General features: G+C 46.7%; 24 protein-coding genes. 1 reads left to right on the top strand and 23 read right to left on the bottom strand.

All coding sequences use genetic code 11. The features are described 5' to 3' along the window. Positions 1 to 92: 92 nt before the first annotated feature. The 18 genes from ETP43_RS05955 to ETP43_RS05870 all read right to left on the bottom strand — a co-directional run bounded on the left by ETP43_RS05955 (position 93) and on the right by ETP43_RS05870 (position 17,866). Entirely contained in the window at positions 93 to 1,649 is a 1,557-nt protein-coding gene (locus ETP43_RS05955) for an ABC-F family ATP-binding cassette domain-containing protein (RefSeq protein WP_129257380.1), read from the bottom strand. Positions 1,650 to 1,855: 206 nt separating this feature from the next. After that, positions 1,856 to 2,260 (bottom strand): GerW family sporulation protein, encoded by a 405-nt coding sequence (locus ETP43_RS05950; RefSeq protein WP_022400074.1) that lies wholly within the window; start codon positions 2,258 to 2,260, stop codon positions 1,856 to 1,858. 15 nt (positions 2,261 to 2,275) lie between these two features. Then, positions 2,276 to 3,394, bottom strand: coding sequence for a DUF2953 domain-containing protein (locus ETP43_RS05945; protein ID WP_129257379.1), 1,119 nt, complete (start codon positions 3,392 to 3,394; stop codon positions 2,276 to 2,278). Beyond that, the gene (locus ETP43_RS05940; RefSeq protein WP_129257378.1) at positions 3,385 to 3,720 is read right to left on the bottom strand and encodes a hypothetical protein; all 336 of its coding nucleotides are present in this window, start codon (positions 3,718 to 3,720) and stop codon (positions 3,385 to 3,387) included. Before ETP43_RS05940 ends, ETP43_RS05945 begins: the two co-directional genes overlap by 10 nt. 81 nt (positions 3,721 to 3,801) lie before the next feature. Then, the gene (locus ETP43_RS05935) at positions 3,802 to 4,254 is read right to left on the bottom strand and encodes an NUDIX hydrolase (protein WP_022400077.1); all 453 of its coding nucleotides are present in this window, start codon (positions 4,252 to 4,254) and stop codon (positions 3,802 to 3,804) included. A gap of 113 nt (positions 4,255 to 4,367) precedes the next feature. Beyond that, positions 4,368 to 5,849: a peptidoglycan D,D-transpeptidase FtsI family protein gene (locus ETP43_RS05930; RefSeq protein ID WP_129257377.1), complete on the bottom strand. Its 1,482-nt coding sequence runs from the start codon at positions 5,847 to 5,849 to the stop codon at positions 4,368 to 4,370. Next, the gene (locus tag ETP43_RS05925) at positions 5,764 to 7,233 is read right to left on the bottom strand and encodes an FtsW/RodA/SpoVE family cell cycle protein (protein WP_129257376.1); all 1,470 of its coding nucleotides are present in this window, start codon (positions 7,231 to 7,233) and stop codon (positions 5,764 to 5,766) included. The genes ETP43_RS05930 and ETP43_RS05925 overlap by 86 nt, the downstream gene beginning before the upstream one ends. A gap of 21 nt (positions 7,234 to 7,254) precedes the next feature. Continuing rightward, positions 7,255 to 9,447, bottom strand: coding sequence for a U32 family peptidase (locus ETP43_RS05920; RefSeq protein WP_129257375.1), 2,193 nt, complete (start codon positions 9,445 to 9,447; stop codon positions 7,255 to 7,257). A gap of 52 nt (positions 9,448 to 9,499) precedes the next feature. Beyond that, positions 9,500 to 9,886 (bottom strand): cell division protein ZapA, encoded by a 387-nt coding sequence (locus tag ETP43_RS05915; RefSeq protein ID WP_022400081.1) that lies wholly within the window; start codon positions 9,884 to 9,886, stop codon positions 9,500 to 9,502. A gap of 145 nt (positions 9,887 to 10,031) precedes the next feature. Beyond that, the gene (gene ruvB / locus ETP43_RS05910; protein WP_022400082.1) at positions 10,032 to 11,018 is read right to left on the bottom strand and encodes a Holliday junction branch migration DNA helicase RuvB; all 987 of its coding nucleotides are present in this window, start codon (positions 11,016 to 11,018) and stop codon (positions 10,032 to 10,034) included. A 27-nt stretch (positions 11,019 to 11,045) separates the two neighbouring features. Next, a complete protein-coding gene (ruvA, locus tag ETP43_RS05905) occupies positions 11,046 to 11,657 on the bottom strand; it encodes a Holliday junction branch migration protein RuvA (RefSeq protein WP_022400083.1) in 612 nt (203 codons plus the stop codon). A 264-nt stretch (positions 11,658 to 11,921) separates the two neighbouring features. Next, a complete protein-coding gene (locus tag ETP43_RS05900; RefSeq protein WP_129257374.1) occupies positions 11,922 to 12,710 on the bottom strand; it encodes an RnfABCDGE type electron transport complex subunit B in 789 nt (262 codons plus the stop codon). Positions 12,711 to 12,722: 12 nt separating this feature from the next. Further along, positions 12,723 to 13,298, bottom strand: coding sequence for an electron transport complex subunit RsxA (gene rsxA, locus ETP43_RS05895; protein WP_129257373.1), 576 nt, complete (start codon positions 13,296 to 13,298; stop codon positions 12,723 to 12,725). After that, positions 13,295 to 13,990, bottom strand: coding sequence for an electron transport complex subunit RsxE (rsxE, locus tag ETP43_RS05890; RefSeq protein ID WP_129257372.1), 696 nt, complete (start codon positions 13,988 to 13,990; stop codon positions 13,295 to 13,297). The genes rsxA and rsxE overlap by 4 nt, the downstream gene beginning before the upstream one ends. Continuing rightward, a complete protein-coding gene (locus tag ETP43_RS05885; protein ID WP_022400087.1) occupies positions 13,990 to 14,607 on the bottom strand; it encodes an RnfABCDGE type electron transport complex subunit G in 618 nt (205 codons plus the stop codon). The genes rsxE and ETP43_RS05885 overlap by 1 nt, the downstream gene beginning before the upstream one ends. Continuing rightward, the gene (locus ETP43_RS05880) at positions 14,597 to 15,559 is read right to left on the bottom strand and encodes an RnfABCDGE type electron transport complex subunit D (protein WP_129257371.1); all 963 of its coding nucleotides are present in this window, start codon (positions 15,557 to 15,559) and stop codon (positions 14,597 to 14,599) included. The genes ETP43_RS05885 and ETP43_RS05880 overlap by 11 nt, the downstream gene beginning before the upstream one ends. A gap of 16 nt (positions 15,560 to 15,575) precedes the next feature. Then, complete coding sequence (rsxC, locus tag ETP43_RS05875; protein WP_129257370.1) at positions 15,576 to 16,895, bottom strand: electron transport complex subunit RsxC; 1,320 nt, start codon at positions 16,893 to 16,895, stop codon at positions 15,576 to 15,578. A gap of 38 nt (positions 16,896 to 16,933) precedes the next feature. Next, positions 16,934 to 17,866 carry a putative ABC transporter permease gene (locus tag ETP43_RS05870; protein ID WP_129257369.1) on the bottom strand — a complete coding sequence of 311 codons (933 nt, stop codon included), beginning with the start codon at positions 17,864 to 17,866 and terminating at the stop codon, positions 16,934 to 16,936. A 190-nt stretch (positions 17,867 to 18,056) separates the two neighbouring features. Between ETP43_RS05870 and ETP43_RS05865 the strand changes: the two genes are divergently transcribed. Further along, positions 18,057 to 19,130 (top strand): ribonuclease H-like domain-containing protein, encoded by a 1,074-nt coding sequence (locus tag ETP43_RS05865; protein WP_164979610.1) that lies wholly within the window; start codon positions 18,057 to 18,059, stop codon positions 19,128 to 19,130. A 178-nt stretch (positions 19,131 to 19,308) separates the two neighbouring features. On the opposite strand, the gene rpsA is transcribed toward ETP43_RS05865, so the two are convergent. The 5 genes from rpsA to ETP43_RS05840 form a co-directional block, all read right to left on the bottom strand. Next, positions 19,309 to 20,388 (bottom strand): 30S ribosomal protein S1, encoded by a 1,080-nt coding sequence (rpsA, locus tag ETP43_RS05860; protein WP_022400092.1) that lies wholly within the window; start codon positions 20,386 to 20,388, stop codon positions 19,309 to 19,311. Continuing rightward, positions 20,369 to 21,229: a 4-hydroxy-3-methylbut-2-enyl diphosphate reductase gene (ispH, locus tag ETP43_RS05855; RefSeq protein WP_129257367.1), complete on the bottom strand. Its 861-nt coding sequence runs from the start codon at positions 21,227 to 21,229 to the stop codon at positions 20,369 to 20,371. Before ispH ends, rpsA begins: the two co-directional genes overlap by 20 nt. A 9-nt stretch (positions 21,230 to 21,238) precedes the next feature. After that, the gene (cmk, locus tag ETP43_RS05850; RefSeq protein WP_129257366.1) at positions 21,239 to 21,910 is read right to left on the bottom strand and encodes a (d)CMP kinase; all 672 of its coding nucleotides are present in this window, start codon (positions 21,908 to 21,910) and stop codon (positions 21,239 to 21,241) included. Positions 21,911 to 22,036: 126 nt separating this feature from the next. Further along, positions 22,037 to 23,293 (bottom strand): BaiN/RdsA family NAD(P)/FAD-dependent oxidoreductase, encoded by a 1,257-nt coding sequence (locus ETP43_RS05845; protein WP_129257365.1) that lies wholly within the window; start codon positions 23,291 to 23,293, stop codon positions 22,037 to 22,039. Beyond that, a complete protein-coding gene (locus ETP43_RS05840; RefSeq protein WP_022400096.1) occupies positions 23,290 to 24,216 on the bottom strand; it encodes a MurR/RpiR family transcriptional regulator in 927 nt (308 codons plus the stop codon). Before ETP43_RS05840 ends, ETP43_RS05845 begins: the two co-directional genes overlap by 4 nt. Positions 24,217 to 24,249: the final 33 nt, after the last annotated feature.

The raw sequence follows: 24,249 nt of genomic DNA, 5'->3' as shown, positions 1-24,249 counted from the left end.
CTTCTTTTTTACTGTATTCCCTGTTGTCTCTTGATCCTGTCGGCCAATTTCCCAGAGAGATTTAATATTATGTATTCAGTTCATATAATATCTTATCCCCGTTTTGTAGACCACGCAGAACAATCCCACACGCTGGTCGCCAGTCCTTCATAGAATTCCGGTTCGTGGCAGACCATCAGGATACTGCCTTTGTAGTCTTTGAGTGCACGTTTTAACTCTGCCTTTGCATCCGCATCCAGATGGTTGGTCGGCTCGTCGAGAACCAGAAGATTTGTCTCCCGGTTAATGAGTTTACACAGCCGCACTTTCGCCTGTTCTCCACCACTCAGCACACGCACCTGGCTCTCGATATGTTTGGTCGTCAGACCGCATTTTGCCAGAGCGGAACGTACTTCGTACTGCGTATAGGAAGGAAATTCTTCCCAGATCTCTTCGATACAGGTCTTTGTATTATCCTGTGAGGATTCCTGTTCAAAATATCCGATGTACAGATAATCTCCCAGCTGGGCAAATCCATCCAGCGGTTTGATCATTCCCAGAATACTCTTTAACAGCGTTGTCTTACCGATACCATTGGCTCCGGTCAGTACGACTTTCTCCCCACGCTCCATCTCCAGATTCAGTGGCGAAGACAATGGTTCGTCATATCCGATCACCAGATCTTTCGTACAAAACAACTGTTTTCCGGCAGTTCTCGCTTCTTTAAACAAAAACTGTGGTTTCGGGCGCTCCTGCATCAACTCGATTTTTTCCATCTTATCCAGTTTTTTCTGGCGGGACATCGCCATATTTCTGGTCGACACTCTGGCTTTGTTTCTCGCCACGAAGTCTTTCAGTTCACTGATCTCCTGCTGCTGTCTCTTATAGGCCGCCTCCAACTGCGCTTTCTTCACCGCATAGACCTCTTCAAAATGATGATAATCCCCCACATAGCGATCCAGCTTCTGATTTTCCATATGATAAATGATATTTACCACACTGTTCAAAAACGGAATATCATGGGAGATTAGGATAAATGCGTTCTCGTACTCGTTCAGATACCGTTTCAGCCACTCGATATGCTGCACATCGAGATAGTTGGTCGGCTCGTCCAAAAGCAGGATGTCCGGTTTTTCCAGCAGGAGTTTTCCGAGAAGGATCTTGGTACGCTGTCCACCGGACAGTTCCGTCACATCACTCTCCAGTCCCAGATCCAGCAGTCCCAGCGCCCGTGCTACCTCTTCGACTTTCGCGTCAATGATGTAAAAATCGTGCATCGTCAGAAGATCCTGGATCGTTCCCAGTTCTTCCATCATCTGTTCCATCTCTTCCGGGGAAGCCTCTCCCATCTGATCGCAGATGGTGTTCATCTTCTCTTCCAGTTCATACAGCCAGGAAAACGCAGAAGACAGCACTTCCCGGATGGTCATTCCCTTTTTCAGTTCCGCATGCTGATCCAGATAACCCACACGCACATTTTTTGCCCACTCAATTTTTCCCTCGTCCGGCATCATCCGGTCGGTGACAATCTTAAAAAACGTGGATTTTCCTTCTCCATTGGCTCCTACCAGTCCGATATGCTCCCCCTTCAATAAGCGGAAAGACACATCCTGAAAAATGGCTCTGTCACCGAATCCATGGGACAGGTGTTCTACGTTTAATATACTCATAAATGTTTATTCTCCTGTTCATTAGCATAAAAAGTGCCCCGCCATCTTGCGCAGCGGGACACCCTCTTAACAACTGCAAAATAAATTATATCCGATGATCATCAGGGCTGCTGCAATCAATACCGTCCACACACAAGTGGGAATCAGCAGCTGGATCAGCATACCCACGCCGACCCAAAAAAATACAAACCCCAGGACTCTCGTGATTACTCACCCTGCTTTTTCTCTTCTTGATTCAGTATATGCTCGATATCGTCAGAGGTATTCGCATCGTCCTTGTCTTTTCCTGTAAATTTATCTGCCAAATCCGGAACCATGTCGAGGATCTTGGTGATGGCATCCTGATTCTTTACATTGACCAGTTTGGTTCCGTTTTTATTGATGACCAGAACAGCTGACGGAGAAATCTTTCCGCCCATACCGCCGGCTCCGTTGTTTTTATTGCCTTCTGCAAATGCTCCGGCTCCCACACCAAAAGATACATCTACCAGCGGTAAAATAATCGTATCGCCTACGGTGATCGCATCTCCGACAACGGTTTTTGTAGTGATAAAGCTGTCCATTCCTTTAAAAAGTGCTTCTACTGTATTCTGAAAACTGTTTTCTGCCATAGCAAAAACCTCCTTTTATCTGATCTTTTTCAAAGTCTTTCGTACATCCGGATTGCGGTAGATCTTCCATGCCTGCCACAGCAAACAGGCTGCCACGATCCGTCCTCTCATCCGAAGGTTGCCCTCCAGAATCTTCTCCTCAAATCTAGGATACACTGCCACGCCTTTCCCGTACAGCGGATAGGCGATCGCCACTGCACCGAGTATCTGTCCGGTCAGTGCCGGATCCTCACATCCGAAGGTAATGGATCCCCTGATCTTTCGGGGCAGTACATGGCGAATCAGTTTTCTTCCCTTTTCTGTCAGAAAATGGAGCGCCGCCTGTGTACTCTCTTCTTTCCACAGCGTTCGCCATTGCTTTATTTTATCACAGAATCCCCGGAATGTTAACCGGATATTTGTAAGCTTTTTCTTTAGTTTTCCCGGAAATCCAAGAATCGAACCGATGATTTTTTTGCATCTGTTCCAAAACCGTGACAGTTTTTCGGAGATTGTTTCTTTTTTCGGAGTATTCTCCGTCTTTTCCGGCTCTGTCTTTGTAAGTTCTGTTTCTTTCGGCTTGTCCGTGTCCTGTTTTTCTGTTATTGTCGCGTCCGTTTTCCTTGTTTCGGACTCTGTTGTTTTTGCTTCTTTCGCTTCTGGCTCAGTCGTCTTCAATCTCTCTGATTCTATCTGTTTTTCTTCCACTCTCTGCTCTTTCTCAGCCGTCCGCGCCTTTTCTTCTATCTGTAGCGGCTTTTCTTTCTCTTTTCTCTCCACAGCCGCCTTCTGTGCCTGTGCAGCCTTCTGCGCCGCCTGTTTTCTCTGTTCCTTACGTCTCTGTGCTTTTTTCCTTCTTCTCTTCTTTTTCCATCTTTTCAGAGCCGCTCCGGCTTTCTTCAGTGGCACACAAAAAAAATAACACTCCCAGTCCAGTTCTTTCTCCCGGTACTGTATCCGCAGATGAATCAGATGCAGCAGCCAGGAAACCCGGATTTTTCCGTTTGCCTCACTCCATCCGGGGGATGGTTTTTCTCCTTCCAGCTGATATCTTACCGGAACAAACAGCACCGAAAGTACAATCGCCAGAAGCAGTCCCAGGATAACCAGCAGGAGGATTCCCAGAATCTTTAAAATTGTCAGTATTACGTGCATGCTTCATCCTCCTGCTGTCCGCTGAGATAGTGGCGGATGTCTCCGTTTTTCTGCTTTCTGTATGTAGCCTCGGCAAGCTGCCGGACCAGTTCCAGCGCCTCTCCATAACCGCATGCGATTCCGATGATCTCCGGGCATCTTCGATAAACAGTTTTCTGTAATAACTGGTTTGCCTCTGTGATCTCCAGCTGGTTTTCCGGATTCTGCGCCAGGGTGATCAGATAAACCTCATACTGTGGTCTTCGATGCTCCACACGCCAGCGGATCCGCGTTGCCTTTTTCTTTGCCTGTTCTCCGTAATATAAGTTCTTAGACCATTTCAGCATCCTGTCTTCAAAAACACCCCTTTCTTATGCGGAAAAGGGAGGGATCTTTTATCCCTCCCCATTTTTCACCATGTATCCGTTTTAAAAATACTTGCGGTTTCCCCAGAGATTGGATTTTCGCAAATCCAGATACTCATTGTATGCCATCTCAAGAATCTGGCGTTCATTGGAAAATTTCAGCAGATGGTAAGCCTCGTGAAATTTGTAATAACCGGAATCCACAAAATACTCTTCCCGTTGCGGTTTGCTGTGATAGCTGTTCGCCGACATCAAAAACCAGTGCACGTCCTTTTCCACCACATCATCCTGAATACTGAAGCTGTACTGGCTTTTTCCCACGTATTTTACAATGGAAGCCTGTACACCTGCTTCTTCTTTTACCTCGCGGAGAGCCGTCTCGTGATATTCCTCTCCTTCTTCCACAGTTCCCTTTGGCAGAACCCATCCTTCATACCTGTTTTTATAGCTTTTGTATAAAGTCAGGATTTTTCCCCGATATATTACCACTCCGCCACAGCTCGTTGCCTCAATCATTTGCAAATCCTCCTGTAATGCGTTGTGTATCTTTTTGCTGCTGTACTTAACGATCGTTTCGCAGCATTTTCACTGCCTCAAGTATACCTCTTTTCTGAAAACTCTGCAACCTTTTAGTTATTGTAATACGCATCAAAGATTTTCTGTGCGATCGGCACTGCCACTTCGCTTCCGGAACCGGATTCCTCTGCGATCACGCTGACGACGATATCCGGATCTTCCACATTGGAAAATCCTACAAACCATGCATGCGGTGTCGTGCTGCTGGCATCTCCGTGCTCTGCGGTTCCGGTCTTTCCTGCTGCTGTGTAACCTCTTCCGGAAAGTGCAGATCCGGTTCCTTTTTCCACAACACCGGTCATCAGTTCTGTCAGTTTGGATGCTTCCTGTGCGGTCATCAGTTTTTTATAAATCTTTGGTGTATAGGATTTTACTGTCGTTCCGGTATAGCTCTCGATCTTTTCCACCAGATATGGTGTCATCAGGTTACCGCCGTTTGCCACAGCGCTTGTAAGCATCGCCATATACATCGGAGATACCAGGGTATCGCCCTGTCCGATCGCTGTCTGCATCGTCAGTGCATCTGCGCTGTTCGCTTCCAGACCAAAATTACATTTGCGATAGGGAAGATCAATAGGAAGCTGACTGTTGAATAACAGCCCTTTTACCGTATCCACATACTCGCTCCGATCCAGATCTACTCCGATCTGTGCAAATGCCGAGTTACAGGAATGGGCAAATGCACTTGCAAAATCCTCATGTCCATGAACCGTATTGTGATAACAGTGGATCGTATAACCGCCATTTTCCACCTCACCGACACAGTCAAAGGAGAAGTTGTCAAACGTATTGTTCTGTCTCCAGTAGGCAAGTGCCGTGACGATCTTAAAGGTAGATCCCGGCGGGTACTGTCCCTGTGTTGCACGGTTTACCAGAATCGAACTGCCAGCATCCGCATTGATCTGATCCCAGTCATCTGAGATCGTATTCGGGTTAAAGTCCGGTTTGCTGACCATTGCAAGGATCTTACCGGTATCCGGCTCCATCACCACAACCGCACCTTTTCGATCGCCGAGCGCATCGAACGCTGTCTGCTGCAGCTTTGTATCCAGTGTCGTATAGACATTATCCCCGACATTTTTCTCATTCTGAAACTCTTTCTGCACCTGTTCCGCCACATTCGCATGGGAGGTCAGAAGCTGTGAGTTCATTACCTGTTCCAGACCGCTGGTACCCTTATCCGAATATCCTACCACATGGGCAAATACATTCTTATAAGGATACTGCCGGTACTCATTTCCCTCTGAATCTTTTTCCGTACTGGCAAGAATATCTCCGTCCGAAGCCAGGATCTTCCCTTTGGTTACCCGCTCCTGATACGTTCCCTGTCGTTTGCTGTTGTACGGACTGTTGGCGTACTCATCCCGCAGTTCCACATTAAAGTAAACCAGATAACCGATCAGGGCAAGGAAAATTCCCACAAAGCAGTAGGCAATGATTGTGTATTCCTTACCAGTTGAGGCTTTTTTCTGTTTGCTCCTGGATTTTTTCTTCGAGTGTTTTCTCCCGGTATCCAGATCCTCCTGAAACTCCATTTCCTCCAGGCGGGTTCTGTTTTGGTGGTTTCTTTGATTTTTTACGTTTCTCTTTTCTCTTTCTTTCAAGTTCTTCACCTTCGTCTTCTCTGAGAATATACAGTCCCTGGATGATGGCAAACATCAGAATCGTACAGATCACCGAGCTTCCGCCATAACTTACCAGTGGAAGGGTAATTCCTGTCATAGGAATAAATTTGCTGGTTCCGCCGACTGTCAGAAATACCTGGAACGCATATTCCGCGCCCAGTCCCATCGCGATCAGCTTATAAAATGGTTTGCTCATCCGCATGGAAACATTGACAATCATAAGATAGCAGCTCATGCAGACCAGAAGCATGCAGATTGCAAAGATCGCTCCCAGTTCCTCACAGATCGCTGCAAATATAAAATCCTTGTCCACAACAGGGATGATATTCGGCATTCCTTTTCCAAGTCCCATACCGAACCATCCGCCGGCACTGATACCGAACAGTCCCTGTGCAACCTGATATCCCCCTCCGACTTTATCATATACCGCAATCGGATCCTGCCATACAATCACACGCTGCCGTACATGATTAAACAGAAAATACGCCGCAACCGCAGCCACTGCACCACCGGCAAGTCCCGCCAGTGCATACCGGGCTTTCTTTGTTGCCACATACAGCATGACAATATATGCCACGAAGAATACGACCGCACTTCCCAGGTCCTTTGACACCACTAGGATCAGCACATGAGCCGCCGCCACAATAGTCGTGATCACGACCCGTTTAAAGCTGGTATCTTCTCTCAGCATACCTGCCACAAAGAATACAAAGGTGATCTTTACCAGTTCCGAAAACTGGAAGGTAACACCACCGATCTCAATCGATAACTTGGCTCCGCCGGAGATTGCTGCCATGGCGAGTACCACCATCAAAAGAGCAAGTCCCACGATTCCATACAGCCAGGTCAGATCCTTTAAGATCTTTACCTTTCTGACGATCACCGGTACGATAAACGAAAGCACCATACCGATCACCACGATTTCAAACTGCTTGACTGCCTTGTCAAAACTCAGTCTGCTCAGGATCAGAAAACCGATACTCAAAAGCATACACATATTATTGACAATCAGCAGATTTCCTTTTCTGTAGATCACGCGGTACAGGATCTGTACCACGACAATAAACAGGAACACCGCTCCGTACATCATCAGTATCTTCATATCATTGTTCTGTAAAAACAGAACCGTATATGCTACCAGATTCATAAACAGCATCAGTACGATCTGTCTGCGCAGCATATTTCTCTGATCTTCAATATCCCGTTTCCGAAATACGGTAAAACAGGAAAATGTATAGATCATCATCAGAAGAATGATGAGATATTTGGATACTTCTGTGATTACATTTTCCACTGCATCTCCTCCACTTTCTGTCTATTCCACGCCCCGCTGGAAATGTCCTTTGGTTGTCTCTTCTGTCTGCATCCATCCGTCCGGCTTCTGCCCTCTCAGATAAACCTCCACAAACGCCCGGACAATCTTCTCTGTTTCTTTCTCCGTTTCTGTCGTAAAGGACAGACGATATGCTTCCACGCCCAGTTTTTCTGCCTTTTCCTTTTCTTTCAGCAGGGAAGTCGGCAGCGCGTTGTAGATTGTATTGTAACAGAACTCACAGCTGCATACACCGTGAAATTCTTTCTGATACCGGTCTTTGAGCGTATACTGTGCACAGGCATGATTGCAACGATCCATCGTTTTCTGGACACACTGTACGGAAACCATCATCGGCGTATATCCGTACACGATCAGTTCACTGTTTTTATTGTTTCTGTGCGCCAGTTCTTTCGCATTCAGTTCCAGCGGAACTGTATCGCCAAGAATTCCTTTTTCTATCCAGAACGATTCCGCCCGGTTATTCATGGTATAAATATTGGCGTCCAGAACGATCCGGGAAGTAAGTCCCATAGCATCCAGGATCCCGTAACTTTCCATATTCCGCACCATGAAACCGCCAAGCCCTTTCTGTACCAGTTCGGTAAATGTTTCTTTCCTTCCGTCCAGTTCCCGGTCACGGACGATCCGCGGCAGTGTCAGAAACAGTTCTTTTCCCGCTGTCTGAAGTCTGTTTATCCACGCTTCCACATCCTGTGCAAAGTCTTTCACCGGGAAAATTCCGCAGTCCGCATAGATTCGGCGGATTCCGTCTGTCTGTGCCACAGCCGCAAGCTGTTCGTTTGTTTGTACTGCTGCGCTGAGCGTTCCCGGAGCTGTCTGTTTTTTGACATCCGGAACATCTTTCGGATCACGTTCCTTCGCTTTTCTCTGTTTCCACGGACGAAGCATCTCTTTTTGAAGTGCTTCGAGTGCCTGTCGTCTCAGATGGTTTAACTGCTGCATCGGGAGAAAAATATCATCTCCCATGAAAATATCCAGCTTCTCAAAAGCAAATCCGGATCCTCCGGTTTTTTCCATCTGTCTACGGATCCTGTCCTCTCCCAACGGACAGTTCGTCGCAGCCTGCACGGTTTCTCCTTCCACCGTCACACTGACATCCCCCGCCTGTACTTCCAGAATTGCCGGACATCCGGTATATACGGTCAGCGTTCCCTGTACCGGAACCGGTGTCTTTTTCTCCATATATTCTTTCCGTATTCTGGAAAATAATTCCTCATTTCGAATCGTGCCGCCGCTTTTTTCATTTTCCAGTGCCATCATCGATCTTCCGTTTCGCTGCTTATAATAGCTTTGATGAAATCCGTCCCGGTTATAGATATCCCACAGGATCTTCCGATCTTCTTCTGTAACCACCGGTCGTTTTTCCCCTGCAAGATAGCGGTCCAGATATTTCCGGTAAACAGATACCACACCCGCGGTATATTCCGGTTTCTTCATTCTTCCTTCGATCTTCAGTGAATAAACACCCGCCTCGATGATCTCCGGCAGGATCTCCACCGTGCACATATCTTTCGGGCTGAGCACATACGCGGTCTGCTCATTGTTCAGGCGTTTTCCGTCCCTGTATACCTGATACGGCAGACGGCAGGGCTGTGCACATCTTCCCCGGTTGCCGCTTCTTCCGCCGATCATACTGCTCATCAGACACTGACCGGAATAGCAGTAACAGAGTGCCCCGTGAACAAAGCTCTCAATCTCCATATGTGTCGCATCGTAAATCTTTTTAATTTCTTCCAGTAACAGCTCCCTCGCAGTCACCACACGGGTTGCCCCGGCTTTCTTTAAAAGTTTTGCACTCTCCACACCGGTGATCGTCATCTGCGTGCTTGCATGGATGTGCAGCTTTGGAAAATATGTTTTAATAAATTCCATCACCCCGAGATCCTGAACGATGACTGCGTCCAGTCCCGCCTCGTAGAGTGGTGCCAGATACGCATATAGTTCTTCTTCCAGTTCCCGGTTTTTTAACAGCGTATTGATGGTCAGATACAGCTGCTTTCCCTTCAGATGTGCCAGATCGATCGCCCGGATCAACTGTTCCTGATCCAGATTGTCCGCATACGCGCGGGCACCGAACTTCTGACCTCCCAGATAGACAGCATCCGCCCCGGCTTCAAATGCAGCTTCCAAAGCCTCATAGGAACCGGCGGGCGCCAGTAATTCTACCTTCATATACTCCTCCTTACAAAAAAGGCTATCGCAGATGCTGCGACAGTCTTCTTTTTTATTTCAGCAGATTTTCCATATCTTCTTCCAGTTTCTTCATCTGCTGTTCCAGTTCTTCTTTTTCCTTCTTCAGATTCTCAACCTCGATCTGTGCTTCGATCAGATCGTGTTTCAGATCATACATTTCCTTATCTTTCAGCTGGGAATCCTCTTCAAAAACTTCTGCCTGATGCTTTGCCTTGAAATAATCATCTGCAATGTTCAGGCTGAGCAGCGTGTTTTTTGTTTCCACCGGCTGTCGGTTGTATCCCGGCAGTTCGGAAAGCTGGGCAAGTTTATGGTTCATATAAGAAGCCACATTTTGCAGATATTCTTCACTTTCATATCCACTTAATGTGATGATCTTTCCTCCGATTAATACCTTAATTGTATTTTTTGCTGGCATTACGGCATTTCCTCCATTTTATGTATGCTCTGCAAAAACAGTGTGCGATTTTGCAGACAGTCCACAATTTTTTGAAACATTACCAAAATGTTCCGCTGTCAGGACTCTCTTCTATTATAAACAAAATCCCCCAAAAAACAACCCCTTAGATTCCCAAATGATGATATGCCAGCTCCGTAGCCACCCGTCCTCTCGGCGTGCGGTTTAAAAATCCGTACTGAATCAGGTACGGTTCATACACATCTTCGATGGTTCCTGCATCTTCTCCGATGGCTGCCGCCAGGGTATCCAGCCCTACCGGTCCGCCGTTAAACTTCTGAATGATCATCTCCAGTATCTTGCGGTCCGTCTGATCCAGACCATACCGGTCAACTTCCAGAAGTTCCAGTGCAAAATCAGCTACTTCTTTCGTGATCTTTCCATCGTATTTGACCTGTGCAAAATCACGCACCCGCTTTAACAGACGGTTTGCCAGACGCGGGGTCCCTCTCGAACGCTTTGCCATCTCCCTAGCACCGTCCGCATCAATCTCCACACCCAGTACCTTTGCCGAGTGCTGGATGATCGTCTGTAATTCTTCCTCTGTGTAAAATTCCAGATGATGAATCACTCCGAAACGATCCCGCAGCGGCGCTGTCAGAAGTCCCGCTCTAGTGGTTGCCCCGACCAGTGTAAAATGCGGCAGATCCAGCCGGATCGAACGCGCAGTTGCACCTTTTCCGATCATGATATCTATCGCATAATCTTCCATTGCCGGATAGAGTACCTCCTCCACCTGACGGTTCAGACGGTGGATCTCATCCACAAAAAGGACATCCCCTTCCTGCAAATTGTTTAAGATGGCTGCCATCTCGCCCGGTTTTTCGATCGCCGGACCGGAGGTTACTTTCATATGCACACCCATCTCATTGGCGATAATCCCTGCCAGTGTGGTCTTTCCAAGTCCCGGCGGGCCATAGAACAATACGTGATCCAGCGCATCGTTCCGCTGTTTCGCAGCTTCTATATAAATCTTCAGATTTTTCTTTGCTTTCTCCTGACCGATATAATCATCCAGACACTGGGGACGAAGGCTGCCCTCGATGCGGATGTCTTCTTCCATCATATCGGTTGTGATAATACGTCTTTCCATACTCTATTTTTTCTCCATATACATAGCCTACAGCATCTTCTTCAACGCGGCTTTCAGCAGGGTTTCCACATCCATCGTCTCCGCACCCTCTACTTTTTTCACCGCGCGCAGTGCATCGGTGTTCGGATAGCCAAGTGCTACCAGTGCCTGTACTGCTTCCTGCAGCTGGCTGTCTCCTGCCGTCTCCGTTGTGTCTGCGGCTGCCTGGTTGGCTAATTTCTGTTCGAAGGCATCTTCCAGATCCAGTTTGTCTTTCAGTTCCAGAATCAGTTTCTGCGCTGTCTTTTTACCGATTCCCGGTGCTTTGGCGATAGCTGCCGCATCGTCTGCCAGAACCGCAAACCGCAGATCATCCGCTGACAGTGCCGAAAGAATCCCAAGCCCTGCCTTCGGTCCGATGCCGTTGACACCTAATAACAGTTTGAACACCCTCAGATCGTCTCTTGTCGCAAAGCCATATAACTGCATGGCATCTTCTTTTACATTCAGATATGTATATACTTTTACTTCCTGACCAATCGGAATTGCGCCAGAAAAAACGGAACCGGGTACGAAGATTCGATAGCCGATTCCGTGATTATCTACAATAATGCACTGGTCGTCCGCTTCCTCCAGTATGCCTTTCACGTATCCTATCATACTAAACTCCTTTTTTCGGGAACTGTCCCAAACAACAGTTCCCTTAATCTACGTTCTATCATACCACAAGGTGGACGGCCTTTCAATTTTTAATTTGCAGATACCAGGTTTCCAAAGCGAAACGCTTTTCGTGTTTGCATGAGAAAGCTTTTTGCCTTGGAAACCGCCAGACATGAGAAAGTAGCGATTTACGAAATAAATCAGCGGATTTCGAATGGCTGGAGGATTGTGGGAGCAGCTTTGCTGCGGAACAATCCGTAAGTATCAAATAATACAGTGTCTCGGACAGTTTTCTTTACACAGTCCGCAATTGGTGCATTTCTCATAATCGATATGTGCCACATTGTCTGTAACCGTAATCGCCTGTACCGGGCAGTTCTTTTCGCATTTTTTGCAGCCGATACAACCTTTGTCACAGGCGTTCATCGTAGCCTTGCCTTTATCCTGAGAGCTGCAGCTTACTTTTACTGTCTGCTCATACGGGATCAGCTCGATCAGGTGATGTGGACAGACAGCCACACACTGACCGCAGGCTTTACATTTTTCTTTATCTATATGGGCGATGCCATTGATGACACGGATTGCATTAAAGTTACATGCCTTTACGCAGGTTCCGTAACCGAGACATCCATGGTGACATTTTTTCTCTCCGCCACCCGGGATAAATGCCATGACCGCGCAGTCTTCCACGCCGTCATACACATAATTGTTTCTGGCACTTTCACAGTCACCCGCACATTTTACAAATGCTGTCATGCGGCGTCCCTCTGTGATCTCCTCTCCCATGATGGCTGCGATGGCTTTTGCCACTTCGTTACCACCTACCGGACATCCATTTACCGGTGCTTTTCCGGCTGCGATTGCAGCTGCCAGTCCATCGCATCCCGGATATCCACAGCCACCGCAGTTATTGCCCGGAAGCTGTTCTCTGACGGCGATCTCTTTTTCATTAACTTCCACTGCAAATTTCTTTCCGGCTACCCCAAGGAGCAGTCCGATCACCAGTCCTGTGCCGCCTACCAAAGCCGCAGCAATAAGTATTCCTGTAATCATAAAACTCCCTCCTTAAATCATTCCGGAAAATCCGAAGAACGCAATGGACATCAAACCTGCGGTCAGAAGTACGATCGGCATTCCCCGGAAAGGTTTCGGTATATCGTTATATTCGATTTTCTCACGAAGTCCTGCCATCAGCACGATGGAAATGGTAAATCCGACTGCGGTTGCAAAACCGTTGACCGTACCTTCCATGATTCCGTAATTATTCTGTACATTTAACAGTGCCACACCAAGTACTGCACAGTTGGTGGTGATCAGAGGAAGATACACCCCCAGACTCTTATACAGTGCCGGCATCGTCTTTTTCAGGAACATCTCAACCAGCTGTACCAGAGCAGCGATCACCAGAATAAATACGATAGTCTGCATATATTCCATCCCCGTTGTCACCAGCACAAATTTATAAATCAGACTGGTACAGAAAGAAGAAATCGTCAAAACGAAGATTACCGCCGCACCCATACCTGCTGCCGTGTCCATTTTCTTCGATACACCGAGGAAAGGACACAGACCGAGGAACTGGCTTAAGACTACGTTATTTACCAGCGCCGAACCGACGGCGATCATTAACAATGTTCTCATGACTGGGTTCCTCCTTTCTCAGCGCTCTTTTTACTTGCACACATATGATTGCTGCAGCCTGCACAGAGACTCTCGTCACATGCTTTCGGAGCTGCTGCAGGATCTTTTTTCATTTTCACACGGTTCTGCAGTGCCACCAGCATCGCCAGCACAAAGAAAGCTCCCGGTGCCAGAATAAAAATAGTAGCTCCGCCGTTGAAAATCGTCATGCCAAAGATCTTACCGGAACCGATCAGCTCTCGGACGATACCGATACTGGTAAGTCCCACGGTAAATCCAAGTCCCATTCCGATTCCGTCAAACAGAGAACTGATCGGACCGTTCTTGGACGCATATGCTTCCGCACGTCCCAGAATGATACAGTTTACTACGATCAATGGAATATAGATTCCCAGAGAATCGTAAAGACTCGGGATAAATCCCTGTAATAAGAACTGTACGATAGTTACAAACGATGCAACGACTACGATATAAGCCGGCATACGCACACTGTCCGGAATCATTTTCCGAAGCATCGAGATCATCAGGTTGGACAGGGCAAGAATTACCATTGTCGTCATACCCATACCAAAACCATTTTTTGCAGATGTGGTAACTGCCAGTGTAGGACACATACCAAGCATCAGCACAAAGGTGGGATTCTCCTTGATGATACCATTATACAAACGTTCCAGAGGTGAATTTGCTTTCATCACTGATCTCCCCCTTCCATCACACGAAATGCACAAAGACCGGCGTTGACACCGTTTGTCATGGCATTGGTCGTAACTGTGGCACCACTGATGGCATTGATCTCGTCATCCTGTGTTGCGCCGTTTTTTGTATACTGTAATTGTTCTACCTGTTTTCCGACAAACTGATCTTTGAATGCAGGAGTATCCGCATTCATACCAAGTCCGGCGGTCTCCCCGATCGACAGGATCGAGATGCCGTTCAGCGTACCGTCGTTTTGTACACCCATGGAAAACTGGATATCTCCGCCATATCCTTCCGAAGTCACAACGGTAAATGCATAACCGAGCATCTCTCCGCTCTGATCTTCTGCACGCATGATTTCTTCTATGGACTGCGCTTTATAACCTTCCTGATCCAGCTGATCTCGGATCGTCTGTATCAAAGTATCATCCATCTTTACCTCTTCAAAAGCTGCAGCATCTGTAAATACCTGTTCATAAGCCTCTGCTTTCGCCTGCGCTTCCTGTCTGGCAATCGGATCTTTTGTGATCTCATATACACCACCAAGGGCCACGCCCGCCACCAGAGTGATCAGTGTAAGGGCAAGGGCATCTTTGATAATCTTATTTTTCATGCTTCACCCCTCCTTTTCCAAATGCTGTCGGTACAGTCAGCCGTTCGATAACCGGAATCAGCAGGTTGCCGAAGATGATGGCATAGGATACGCCCTCTGCGGAGGCTCCGAAGATACGAAACAGTCCTGTCAGACATCCCAGGATCACGCCATATACCAGCTGTCCTCGTTTGGTGATCGGTGTCGTTACATAATCGGTGGCCATAAACCATGCGCCAAGCATCAGTCCACCACCCAGAAGCTGTTCTAACAGATAATAACCGTCTGCTCCATGTCCGCCGAACAAAATTACGAAAATAGCAAAACTTCCGATATATGTACACGGGATTCTCCAGTCAATAACTTTGAGGACCAATAAGAATACCGCTCCGATCAGAATCGCCAGTGCAGAAGTCTCACCGATAGTTCCCTGCGTATTACCAAGAAACAGGCTTAACAGATCTACTTTTTCTCCTGCTTTTACTGCTGCCAGAGGTGTGGCACCGGATACGGTATCCACCAGTTTAACAAGACCGCCACCTGCAGTAAAGTTGGTCATCTGACCGGTAAAAGATAACAGCAGGAAACATCTTGCCGCCAGTGCCGGGTTCATAATATTCTGTCCCAGACCACCAAACAGCTGTTTTACGATCAGAATGGCAAAAACACCACCGATCACCGGAATCCACCAGGGAGCAGATGCCGGAAGGTTCAGACCCAGTAACAGCCCCGTGATCACTGCGCTTCCATCCCGGATTGTCAACGGTTTATGCATCAGCGTTTCATAGATTCCCTCTGTCGCCACACAGGTTGCCACTGACAGACAGACCAGCAGCAGTGCCTTCCATCCAAAGAAACACACACCTGCCACTGTTGCCGGCATCAGAGCCACGATTACCATTTTCATAAGATAATCTGTGGTCACTTTTGAACGGATATGCGGCGATGAGGATACATGTAATAACTCTCCCATATTTCACATCTCCCTCTTATTTTTTCTTTCTATTGGCCATAACCATTTTTCTCATGGAACGGATCTCCTGTACCAGCGGTCGTTTTGCCGGACAGACATAGCTGCAACAGCCACATTCGCAGCACTCCATACCATTATACTTGACAAAGGCTTCTTCTTTTCTGTGTTCCGCAAAGGTTGCAAGCTTCGTCGGAAGCAGATGCTCCGGACATTCACTGACACACCTTCCACAGTTGATGCAGGCGGTAGCCCGGGAACGGCTGACCTCATCTTTTGTCAGTACCAAGAGCGCGGATGTGGTTTTGGTTACCGGTACATGATAATCAAACATGGCAAATCCCATCATCGGACCACCGGAGATCACTTTCTCCACTGTGCCCTTCAGACCACCTGCCGCATCCAGAAGTTCCTGAAAATCCATACCCACCGGTGCCCGGAAGTTCGATGGCGTATTCACACCGTCTCCGGTAACGGTAACAATCCGCTGCATCAACGGTTTTCCTTCCGCTACCGCCTCATAGACAGACACTACCGTATCCACGTTATCCACGATACATCCCGCATCTGCCGGAAGCATGGAAGAATTGATTGTCTCTCCGGTCACTGCATAGATCAGCATACGCTCTGCACCCTGTGGATATTTTGTCTTTAATGGCTGTACTTCGATATTTGCTTCGCCTTCTACCAGCTCCTGCAGTTTTGCGATGCCCTCCGGTTTGTTGTCCTCAATACAGATATATCCTTTTGCACCATCAAAAAGCTGCAGCATCACTTTCAGTCCGCCGACCAGTTTTTCCGGCTGTTCCAGCATGATCCGGTAGTCGGAAGTCAGATATGGCTCACATTCTGCACCATTGACCAGAATGTATTTGATCTTTTCCGGTTCTTTCGGTGAAAGTTTTACATGAGTAGGGAATCCTGCACCACCCATACCTACGATACCCGCTTTCTGAATCTTCCCACGGATCTCGTCTTTGGATAATTGTGTGATATCTTTTGTTTCTTCAAACGCTACTGATTCGTACACTTCATCGTTTTCCACTATAATCGCATCACAGTAGCCTCCGGTTGCTGTCAAACGTTTTTCAATTCCCTTTACCACGCCGGATACCGATGCATAAACCGGAGCGGATACAAAGCCCCCTGCCTCTGCGATCATCTGTCCCACCAGAACCCGATCACCTTTTTTTACAATCGGTTTTGCAGGTGCCCCGATATGTTGGGATACAAGATAGGCCAGTTCTTTTCCCGGACGGATATCCTGGATCACCCGGTCTCTCGACAGATCCTTTCCGTCATACGGGTGGATACCTCCTCTAAATGTTCCAGACCCCATACACTAGTCCTCCCTTTTCATTTTTTTGCGCGCCTTCATCAGCTTTTACGCACTTTTTTGTCCTGTTTACGTTTCTTTTTCAGAGCCAGTCTCCGGCGCCGTTCAAAACTGCTGACCATATTCGGATAAGCGCGGAGATGTCTTCTTGAGATGTAACGGATGCTCTTTTTCACATCCCCATATTTCTGTACAAATTCTTCGTATTTGCCCAGAATGTTTTCCTTTGTTTCCAGAAGTTTGCTGTCGTTCGCACTGTAACGTTCCACCATCTCGCTGAATACTTTCTTACGTTCTTCTATCAGATCGTTCCACTTGCCAATCGGAAGTTCCATCCGGTAAACTTCCGCTTTCGCACGGGCTTCCTCTGCCACCTCATACAGTTTGGTATCCCGCAGATTCTCCTGGAATTCGTCCCAGACAACATCCAGTTTCTTCATCTTGCTTCGCAGATCGAAAGCTGCTGCTGCGGAAAATGCAAAATCCACGGTATATCCCGCCAGCCATACATAGACCAGTACGATTCCTGTTTTTCTCGGAACCATTTCCACCAGATCCCCTACAACCGGCTGAAATACATAAAACAGAATCAATGTGAAAAATCCCCATGCTACAGAACTGCCCAAGCAGATCTTTCCCTGAAAGTTAAACTTTTTGTCGCTGTAATCCCACCAGTTGGTGTGAAAAATAGCTTCCATCAGCACACCTGTCACATATTCCAGAATCGTGGCAACTGCCACCCCTGCAAAATAGAGTTCCAGAATGTTTCCTGCTACCGGACGTAAGATCACGTAGACGGTCACCGCCCCAACTCCATAGATTGTTACAAACGGTCCGGACACAAATCCCCTGTTTACCCATTTTTTGCTTTTGGCTGATACGTAACAGCTTTCCCAGATCCATCCCATAAAGCTGTATACAATAAACCAACTGAGAATATGATACAGATCAACTCCCAGAATCTCAAAACTCAATCCCTCTTCCTCCTTCTTTTTATTTATGATAAAATTCTCATATCACTGTTATCATTATAGCTTATTATTTCTAAAAAAAATACTGTTTTTTTTATTTTTTTGTGTATAATATTAGAAACAGGGTATATTTTAGCCATTATTTTTGGTACATTTTGACATTTTATTAACATACTTACAGAAAGGATACTATATGCTGCAAAAAGATTATCCGGTGGTATTTCCGGATTACATACTGACACAGGAAGAACTTTCTCCGGATAAATGTCTGTTCTTTGATATTGAAACCACAGGATTATCCTGGAAGACCTCTCATCTTTATCTTCTTGGAGCTGTTTTTTATGAAAATGAAATCTGGATTCACAGGCAGTGGTTCTGCCAGAAACCCGGCGAAGAAAAAGAAGTGCTTCTTGCTTTTTCCGAACTTCTCTCCACCAGAAAACTGTTGCTCCACTACAACGGAACCACCTTTGATGTACCTTACCTGATGCACAAATACACCTTCTATCAGCTTCCTTCCCCCTGGGAGGGGACCCGGCAGATGGATCTGTACCAGCTGTTTTCCCCATTAAAAAAACTCCTGCATCTGGATCATATGCGTCAGAAAGATCTGGAACAGGCGATTGGACTTTTCCGGAAAGATTGGTACAGTGGCGGGAAACTCATTGAAGTGTATAAAAAATATCTGCTGAGCGGGGATGAAGATCTGCTTGAGATGCTTCGTCTGCATAGCAAAGAAGATGTGGATGGGATGCTGCATCTTCTGCCACTCTTTTCGATCCGTGCTTTATGGACCGGAAATTGTCAGGAATTTATCACATGCAATCACACGCCGGAGAACAATTTAATCCTTTCTGTGCAGCCGAAATATCCGTTTCCGGTCCGTTTTGAAAAGGAATTGCCACATGCTGTACTCCATGTAACTCCCGATCAGCTCCTCTTAGAGATTCATCCGGAGGCAGGATGCAAAAAATTCTTTTATCCCAATTATAAAGATTACTACTATCTCCCCATGGAAGACGAGGCGATTCATAAGAGTGTGGGGGCTTATGTAGATAAAGATCACCGTGAGAAGGCGACCGCCGACAACTGTTACAAAAAAGTAAGTGGATGCTTTTATCCCCAGTATGAGGATCTTTTCACTCCGGCTTTCCGGGATGAACGCAAGGAGAAAAACAGCTGGTTTCTTTTGCCGGGAGATTTTGATGAAGATCAGGAACAACTTCTAAAATACTTAAACCATCTGCTTTCTCATGTGCTACAATAAACATTTTTGAATGATTGATTATAATATAGAAAAAATCCGCGATTGTCACACACGCAATCACGGATTTTGTTTTGTCATATGCACAAAAACCACCCGACATACTGTTTTGCATATCGGGTGGCTTATCTTTTGCTTACATAAATTTATGATCTGTCAGATCTCTTTGCCCGGCTACAGATTACTCTTCCTCTGCTGCTTCTTCAGCTGCTGGCTCCAGAGCTTTCATGCTCAGGCTGATTTTTTTCTCTTCGCCGTTGAAATCAACAACTTTTGCTGTGATTACCTGACCTACGCTCAGAACATCTGAAGGTTTTTCCACATGTTCTCTGGAAATCTGGGATACATGCAGAAGAGCATCTACACCTGGTTCCAGTTCAACGAATGCACCGAACTCTGTCATACGTGCGATAGTTCCTTCTACTACATTTCCTACAGCATATTTTTCATCTGCATGCAGCCATGGGTTCTGATCTTCAAACTTCAGGCTCAGTGCAATCTTGTCTCCGTTGATATCTTTGATCAGAACTTTGATCGGCTCACCAACTTTGAAGATCTTCTTCGGGTTTTCTACTCTTCCCCAGGACATCTCGGAGATATGCAGCAGACCATCTGCTCCGCCCAGATCGATGAATGCACCGAAATCTGTAACGTTCTTAACAACACCGTCTACAACATCGCCAACTGCGATCTTCTCAAACAGAGCTTTCTGCTGTTCAGCTTTTGCAGCCAGTAACAGCTGTTTTCTGTCACCGATGATTCTTCTTCTTCTCGGGTTGAACTCTGTGATAACGAATTCGATTTCCTGATCTGCATATTTGCTCAGATCTTTTTCATAAGTATCGGAAACCAGGCTTGCAGGAATGAATACTCTTGCTTCGTCGATCACTACGCTCAGTCCGCCATTCAGTACCTGAGAAACTTTTGCTTTCAGAACTTCTTTGTTTTCGAAAGCTTCTTCCAGTCTCTTGTTTCCTTTTTCTGCTGCCAATCTCTTGTAAGTCAGCAGAACCTGTCCTTCACCATCGTTTACTTTCAGGACTTTTACTTCCATAGTATCACCAGGTTTTACTACAGTTGTAAGGTCGATAGAGGAATCGTTGCTGTATTCGTTCTTTGTAAGAATACCATCAGCTTTGTAACCAATATTTAAAATGATCTCGTCTTCTTTGACGTCGATTACTGTACCTTCGACTACCTCCCCATTTCTAATTGTTTTTAATGATTCTTCCAGCATTTGTTCAAAACTTAATTCTGACATGTTTTTGAACCTCCTCAATTATATTATTTGGGGTGGAAGCCCCCGCTGTAATACCTACGCAACCAATACATTGAAAAGGCTTAGTATCCAAATCAACAAGTGTCTGTATATAGTAAGTATTTTCACACTCTTTTCGACAAATCTCGTATAATTTCTGCGTATTGGAACTATGTCTGCCGCCAATGACAATCATGGTATCTGCTTCGCAGGCAATCTGCCGTGCTTCCAGCTGTCTTTCCTCGGTCGCACTACAGATCGTATTTAAAACAACTTTATCATACCTCTTTTTTTCAAGAATTTCAACTAATTCTTGAAATTTGTTGTAATTAAATGTCGTCTGACTCACCACACACAGCTTTTCACCCTCCGAAAAGGCGAGATTTTCGGCTTCTTCGTGGCTGGATATCACAGTCACCGGACCTTCACACCAGCCTTTGATGCCTTCCACCTCCGGGTGTGTGTCATTGCCAACGATAATAATATGGCGTCCTGCTTTACTTTCCCGCTCCACAATCTTATGGATCTTCCGTACAAACGGGCAGGTGGCATCCACACATTCCAGCCCTTTTTCTTCGATCACTTCGTAGATTTCTTTCGGTACGCCATGAGAACGGATCACCACAGTTCCTTCCATAAGATCTTTCAGTTCCTGTTCATTTTCCAGAACCCGGACACCTTTTTTCTCCAGATCCGTCACCACTTCTTCGTTGTGAATGATCGGTCCATAGGTGTAAATATTCTGTTTGCCCATGTTGACCTGCTCATATACTTTTTCCACCGCCCGTTTCACGCCGAAACAGAATCCCGCGGTACGGGCTACCAGAATCTTTCTTTCTTCCATATGCACCTCTTATGCCTGTTTCTTTTTCTCAAATTCTGCAATCACTGCCGCAGTCACTTCTTCGATTCCCATAAAGGACGCATCCACCAGCACTGCATCTTCTGCCTGGCGAAGCGGGGAGATCTCACGGTTCATATCACGGTTATCTCTCTCGATAATGTCAGCCTCGATCTGATCGAGTTCACCCGGCATTCCTTTTTCCTGCAGTTCCAGATATCTTCTCTTCGCACGCTCTTTCGCGCTGGCGGTCAGATAAATCTTGACTGTCGCATCCGGAAGTACCTGTGTTCCGATATCTCTTCCGTCCATGACTACATTTTCTTTTGCTGCCAGCTGTCTTTGCAGTGCTACCAGTTTTTCTCTCACTTCTTTGATCACGGAGATCTTGGATGCGGTATTTCCTACGATTTCCTGACGGATCTCTGTGGATACATTTTTTCCGTTTAACAGAACCTGCTGTACGCCGTCTTCGTAAAGGATCGTCACATCGATATCCGGGCAGGCTGCTGCTACTTTTGCCTGATCCTGTGGATCAATGTTCTGTTCCAGCACATACAGTGCCATGGCACGATACATGGCTCCGGTATCTACATAAATAAAAGACAGTTCTTTTGCTACTCTTTTTGCAATGGTACTTTTTCCTGCACCAGATGGTCCATCGATTGCGATTGCATAACTCATATGTTTTCCTCTTTCCCCGGAATATTCCGTTTTTTTTATTATTTTATCAAAACCACTTCATCCTCTGACAGTCTTATTGTCCTAAAATATCCTGCAATGTCCTTCTTACCAATCAGTTTTCTGCTTTTATCTTTCTGCCTCAGCTGCCGCCATTGCCGCCGCATGAGCCGTTGACCAGGCGATCTGCAGATTATAGCCACCGGTCAGTGCATCCAGATCCAGCACTTCTCCGGCAAAATAAAGCCCTTTTGTCTTTTTGGACTCCATCGTCTTCGGATCGACTTCTTTTACCTGAACGCCGCCTTTTGTGATGATGGCTTCCTGGAAGCCCCGGAGTCCGGTCACGGTAAATGGAAAGGCTTTCGTCTTTTCGATAAATCCGGCACGTTCCTCTCTGGTGATCTCATGCACTTTCTTTCCCGGTGCGATGCCGCCGAGATCCAGCATAACCGGAAGAAGTTTTGCCGGGAATAAAGAACCGGCCACGTTTTTAAACTGTTTGTTCTTTCCTTCTTCGAATTCCCGCAGAAGTCTTGCGTCAAGCTGCTCTGCGGTCAGTGCCGGTTTCAGATCGATCCTCGCCGTCAGATACTTCTTTTTTAAGAGTTTTCCCACCTTTGCGCTGGCTGATAACACCAGCGGACCGGTAATCCCAAAATGCGTAAACATCATTTCCCCGAAATCTTCGTAGACACATTTTTTTCCGTCATACAAAGACAGGGTTACATTTTTCAGGGACAGCCCCTGTAATCTCGGAATATATTCCTCAGCTGTCACCATCGGCACCAGAGACGGTTGCAGATCTGTTACGGTATGACCGCCCTCTTTCGCCATCCGGTATCCATCCCCGGTGGAGCCTGTCGACTGATACGAATTGCCGCCGGTGGCAACCAGTACCTGTTCGCCCCGGATCTTTTCTCCGTTTTCCAGCTGAATTCCGGTGATCCTTGCATTTCCATCCTCTTCTTTTTCTACCAGAAGCCGTTTTACCCGGCTGCCCAGATGGATCTTCACACCGGCTTTTTTCATCTGCTGTTCCAGCGCCCGGATGATATCCGAGGAATGATCGGACAGCGGAAACATCCGTCCGCCGCGCTCCATCTTTGTCTTTACGCCTGCCGTTTCAAAAAAGTCGATCACATCGTAGTTCGTGTAACCGTAGACGGCACTGTATAAAAAGCGCGGGTTGGTAATGAAGGACTCAAACAGTTCCTCTGTGGCACAGCCGTTGGTAAAGTTGCATCTGCCTTTTCCGGTAATGAAAAGTTTCTTTCCGAGCTTTTCGTTCTGTTCAAACAGATGCACTTCCATCCCATTTCGCGCCGCGTAGACAGAAGACAGCATGCCTGCCGCACCTCCGCCGATAATCAAAAATCGTTTCATGTTTTCTGGTCCTCCTGTTCCGGGTTCAACATCTTGATCGTATCGTCCGCGTGTTCCATCTCATCGTTGCTGTATACCTGATACTCGTCCCATATTTTCTCCATGGTCTCAAGGGTATGCACGACTTCTTTCTGCCGTTTCATACAGAGTGCCACCACCAGTGCGTTGACCACACTTAACGGTGCCACCAGAGAATCGACGATGGATGCCATATCACTTCTCGCGATAAGATTGCAGGATGAATACAGATTGATCGGAGAATGCACACTGTCGGTCAGTGTGATCACCTTGGCATTCCGGTTGTTGGCAAACTCAATTGCCTTTAAGGTTCGCATGGAATACCGCGGAAAACTGATGCCGATGATTGCATCCTGATCTCCGATACGGATCATCTGTTCAAAGATCTCGCTGGCGCTGCTCGTCTGGATCAGACGCACATCGTCCAGGATCATATTCAGATAAAAACTCAAAAAGCTAGCTAAGGGTGCACAGCTCCGGATACCGATAATATAGATAGTTCTCGCAGAAAGCAGTGTCTCCACCGCCATCTCAAATGCCGCATGATCGATATGTTCCATCGTCAGCTTGATGATCTCGATGTCTGACTGAAACACGGTATCCAGGATTTCTGCTTCCGGCACATGCCCGTAGGTCACTTTCATGCGCTGGATGGAATTTAACTTATTCCGCACCAGTTCTTCCAGTGCCCGGTGAAATTCCGGAAATCCTTTGTACCCCAGCTGTGTGGCAAACCGCACGGTCGTCGACTCACTGACACCCACTTCTTTCCCCAGTTTCGATGCCGTCAGGAATACCGCCTTGTCATAATTTTTCAACACATAAGCCGCCAGACGTTTCTGCCCTTTGCTGAAGGTCTTGTCATATTTTTGAATCCGCAACAATAAATTATCTGCCTGTTCCATGCTCTTCGTCCTCTGTCGTATAATTTCAGTTTT

Source organism: Blautia faecicola, assembly GCF_004123145.1.
GTDB lineage: Bacteria > Bacillota > Clostridia > Lachnospirales > Lachnospiraceae > Oliverpabstia > Oliverpabstia faecicola.
This window is presented reverse-complemented; position numbering and strand designations above follow the sequence as displayed.

Coding starts and splice junctions, on each gene's coding strand:
- ETP43_RS05845 (WP_129257365.1), bottom strand. CDS start 23,293: ATGAAACGATTTTTGATTATCGGCGGAGGTGCGGCAGGCATGCTGTCT.
- ETP43_RS05935 (WP_022400077.1), bottom strand. CDS start 4,254: ATGATTGAGGCAACGAGCTGTGGCGGAGTGGTAATATATCGGGGAAAA.
- rsxC (WP_129257370.1), bottom strand. CDS start 16,895: ATGGGGTCTGGAACATTTAGAGGAGGTATCCACCCGTATGACGGAAAG.
- ETP43_RS05950 (WP_022400074.1), bottom strand. CDS start 2,260: ATGGCAGAAAACAGTTTTCAGAATACAGTAGAAGCACTTTTTAAAGGA.
- rsxE (WP_129257372.1), bottom strand. CDS start 13,990: ATGAAAGCAAATTCACCTCTGGAACGTTTGTATAATGGTATCATCAAG.
- ETP43_RS05930 (WP_129257377.1), bottom strand. CDS start 5,849: ATGGAGTTTCAGGAGGATCTGGATACCGGGAGAAAACACTCGAAGAAA.
- ruvA (WP_022400083.1), bottom strand. CDS start 11,657: ATGATAGGATACGTGAAAGGCATACTGGAGGAAGCGGACGACCAGTGC.
- ETP43_RS05945 (WP_129257379.1), bottom strand. CDS start 3,394: ATGCACGTAATACTGACAATTTTAAAGATTCTGGGAATCCTCCTGCTG.
- ETP43_RS05880 (WP_129257371.1), bottom strand. CDS start 15,559: ATGGGAGAGTTATTACATGTATCCTCATCGCCGCATATCCGTTCAAAA.
- rsxA (WP_129257373.1), bottom strand. CDS start 13,298: ATGAGAACATTGTTAATGATCGCCGTCGGTTCGGCGCTGGTAAATAAC.
- ispH (WP_129257367.1), bottom strand. CDS start 21,229: ATGGAAGAAAGAAAGATTCTGGTAGCCCGTACCGCGGGATTCTGTTTC.
- cmk (WP_129257366.1), bottom strand. CDS start 21,910: ATGAGTTATGCAATCGCAATCGATGGACCATCTGGTGCAGGAAAAAGT.
- ETP43_RS05940 (WP_129257378.1), bottom strand. CDS start 3,720: ATGCTGAAATGGTCTAAGAACTTATATTACGGAGAACAGGCAAAGAAA.
- ETP43_RS05920 (WP_129257375.1), bottom strand. CDS start 9,447: ATGAAGGTAGAATTACTGGCGCCCGCCGGTTCCTATGAGGCTTTGGAA.
- ETP43_RS05865 (WP_164979610.1), top strand. CDS start 18,057: ATGCTGCAAAAAGATTATCCGGTGGTATTTCCGGATTACATACTGACA.
- ETP43_RS05900 (WP_129257374.1), bottom strand. CDS start 12,710: ATGATTACAGGAATACTTATTGCTGCGGCTTTGGTAGGCGGCACAGGA.
- ETP43_RS05955 (WP_129257380.1), bottom strand. CDS start 1,649: ATGAGTATATTAAACGTAGAACACCTGTCCCATGGATTCGGTGACAGA.
- ruvB (WP_022400082.1), bottom strand. CDS start 11,018: ATGGAAAGACGTATTATCACAACCGATATGATGGAAGAAGACATCCGC.
- ETP43_RS05840 (WP_022400096.1), bottom strand. CDS start 24,216: ATGGAACAGGCAGATAATTTATTGTTGCGGATTCAAAAATATGACAAG.
- ETP43_RS05915 (WP_022400081.1), bottom strand. CDS start 9,886: ATGCCAGCAAAAAATACAATTAAGGTATTAATCGGAGGAAAGATCATC.
- rpsA (WP_022400092.1), bottom strand. CDS start 20,388: ATGTCAGAATTAAGTTTTGAACAAATGCTGGAAGAATCATTAAAAACA.
- ETP43_RS05885 (WP_022400087.1), bottom strand. CDS start 14,607: ATGAAAAATAAGATTATCAAAGATGCCCTTGCCCTTACACTGATCACT.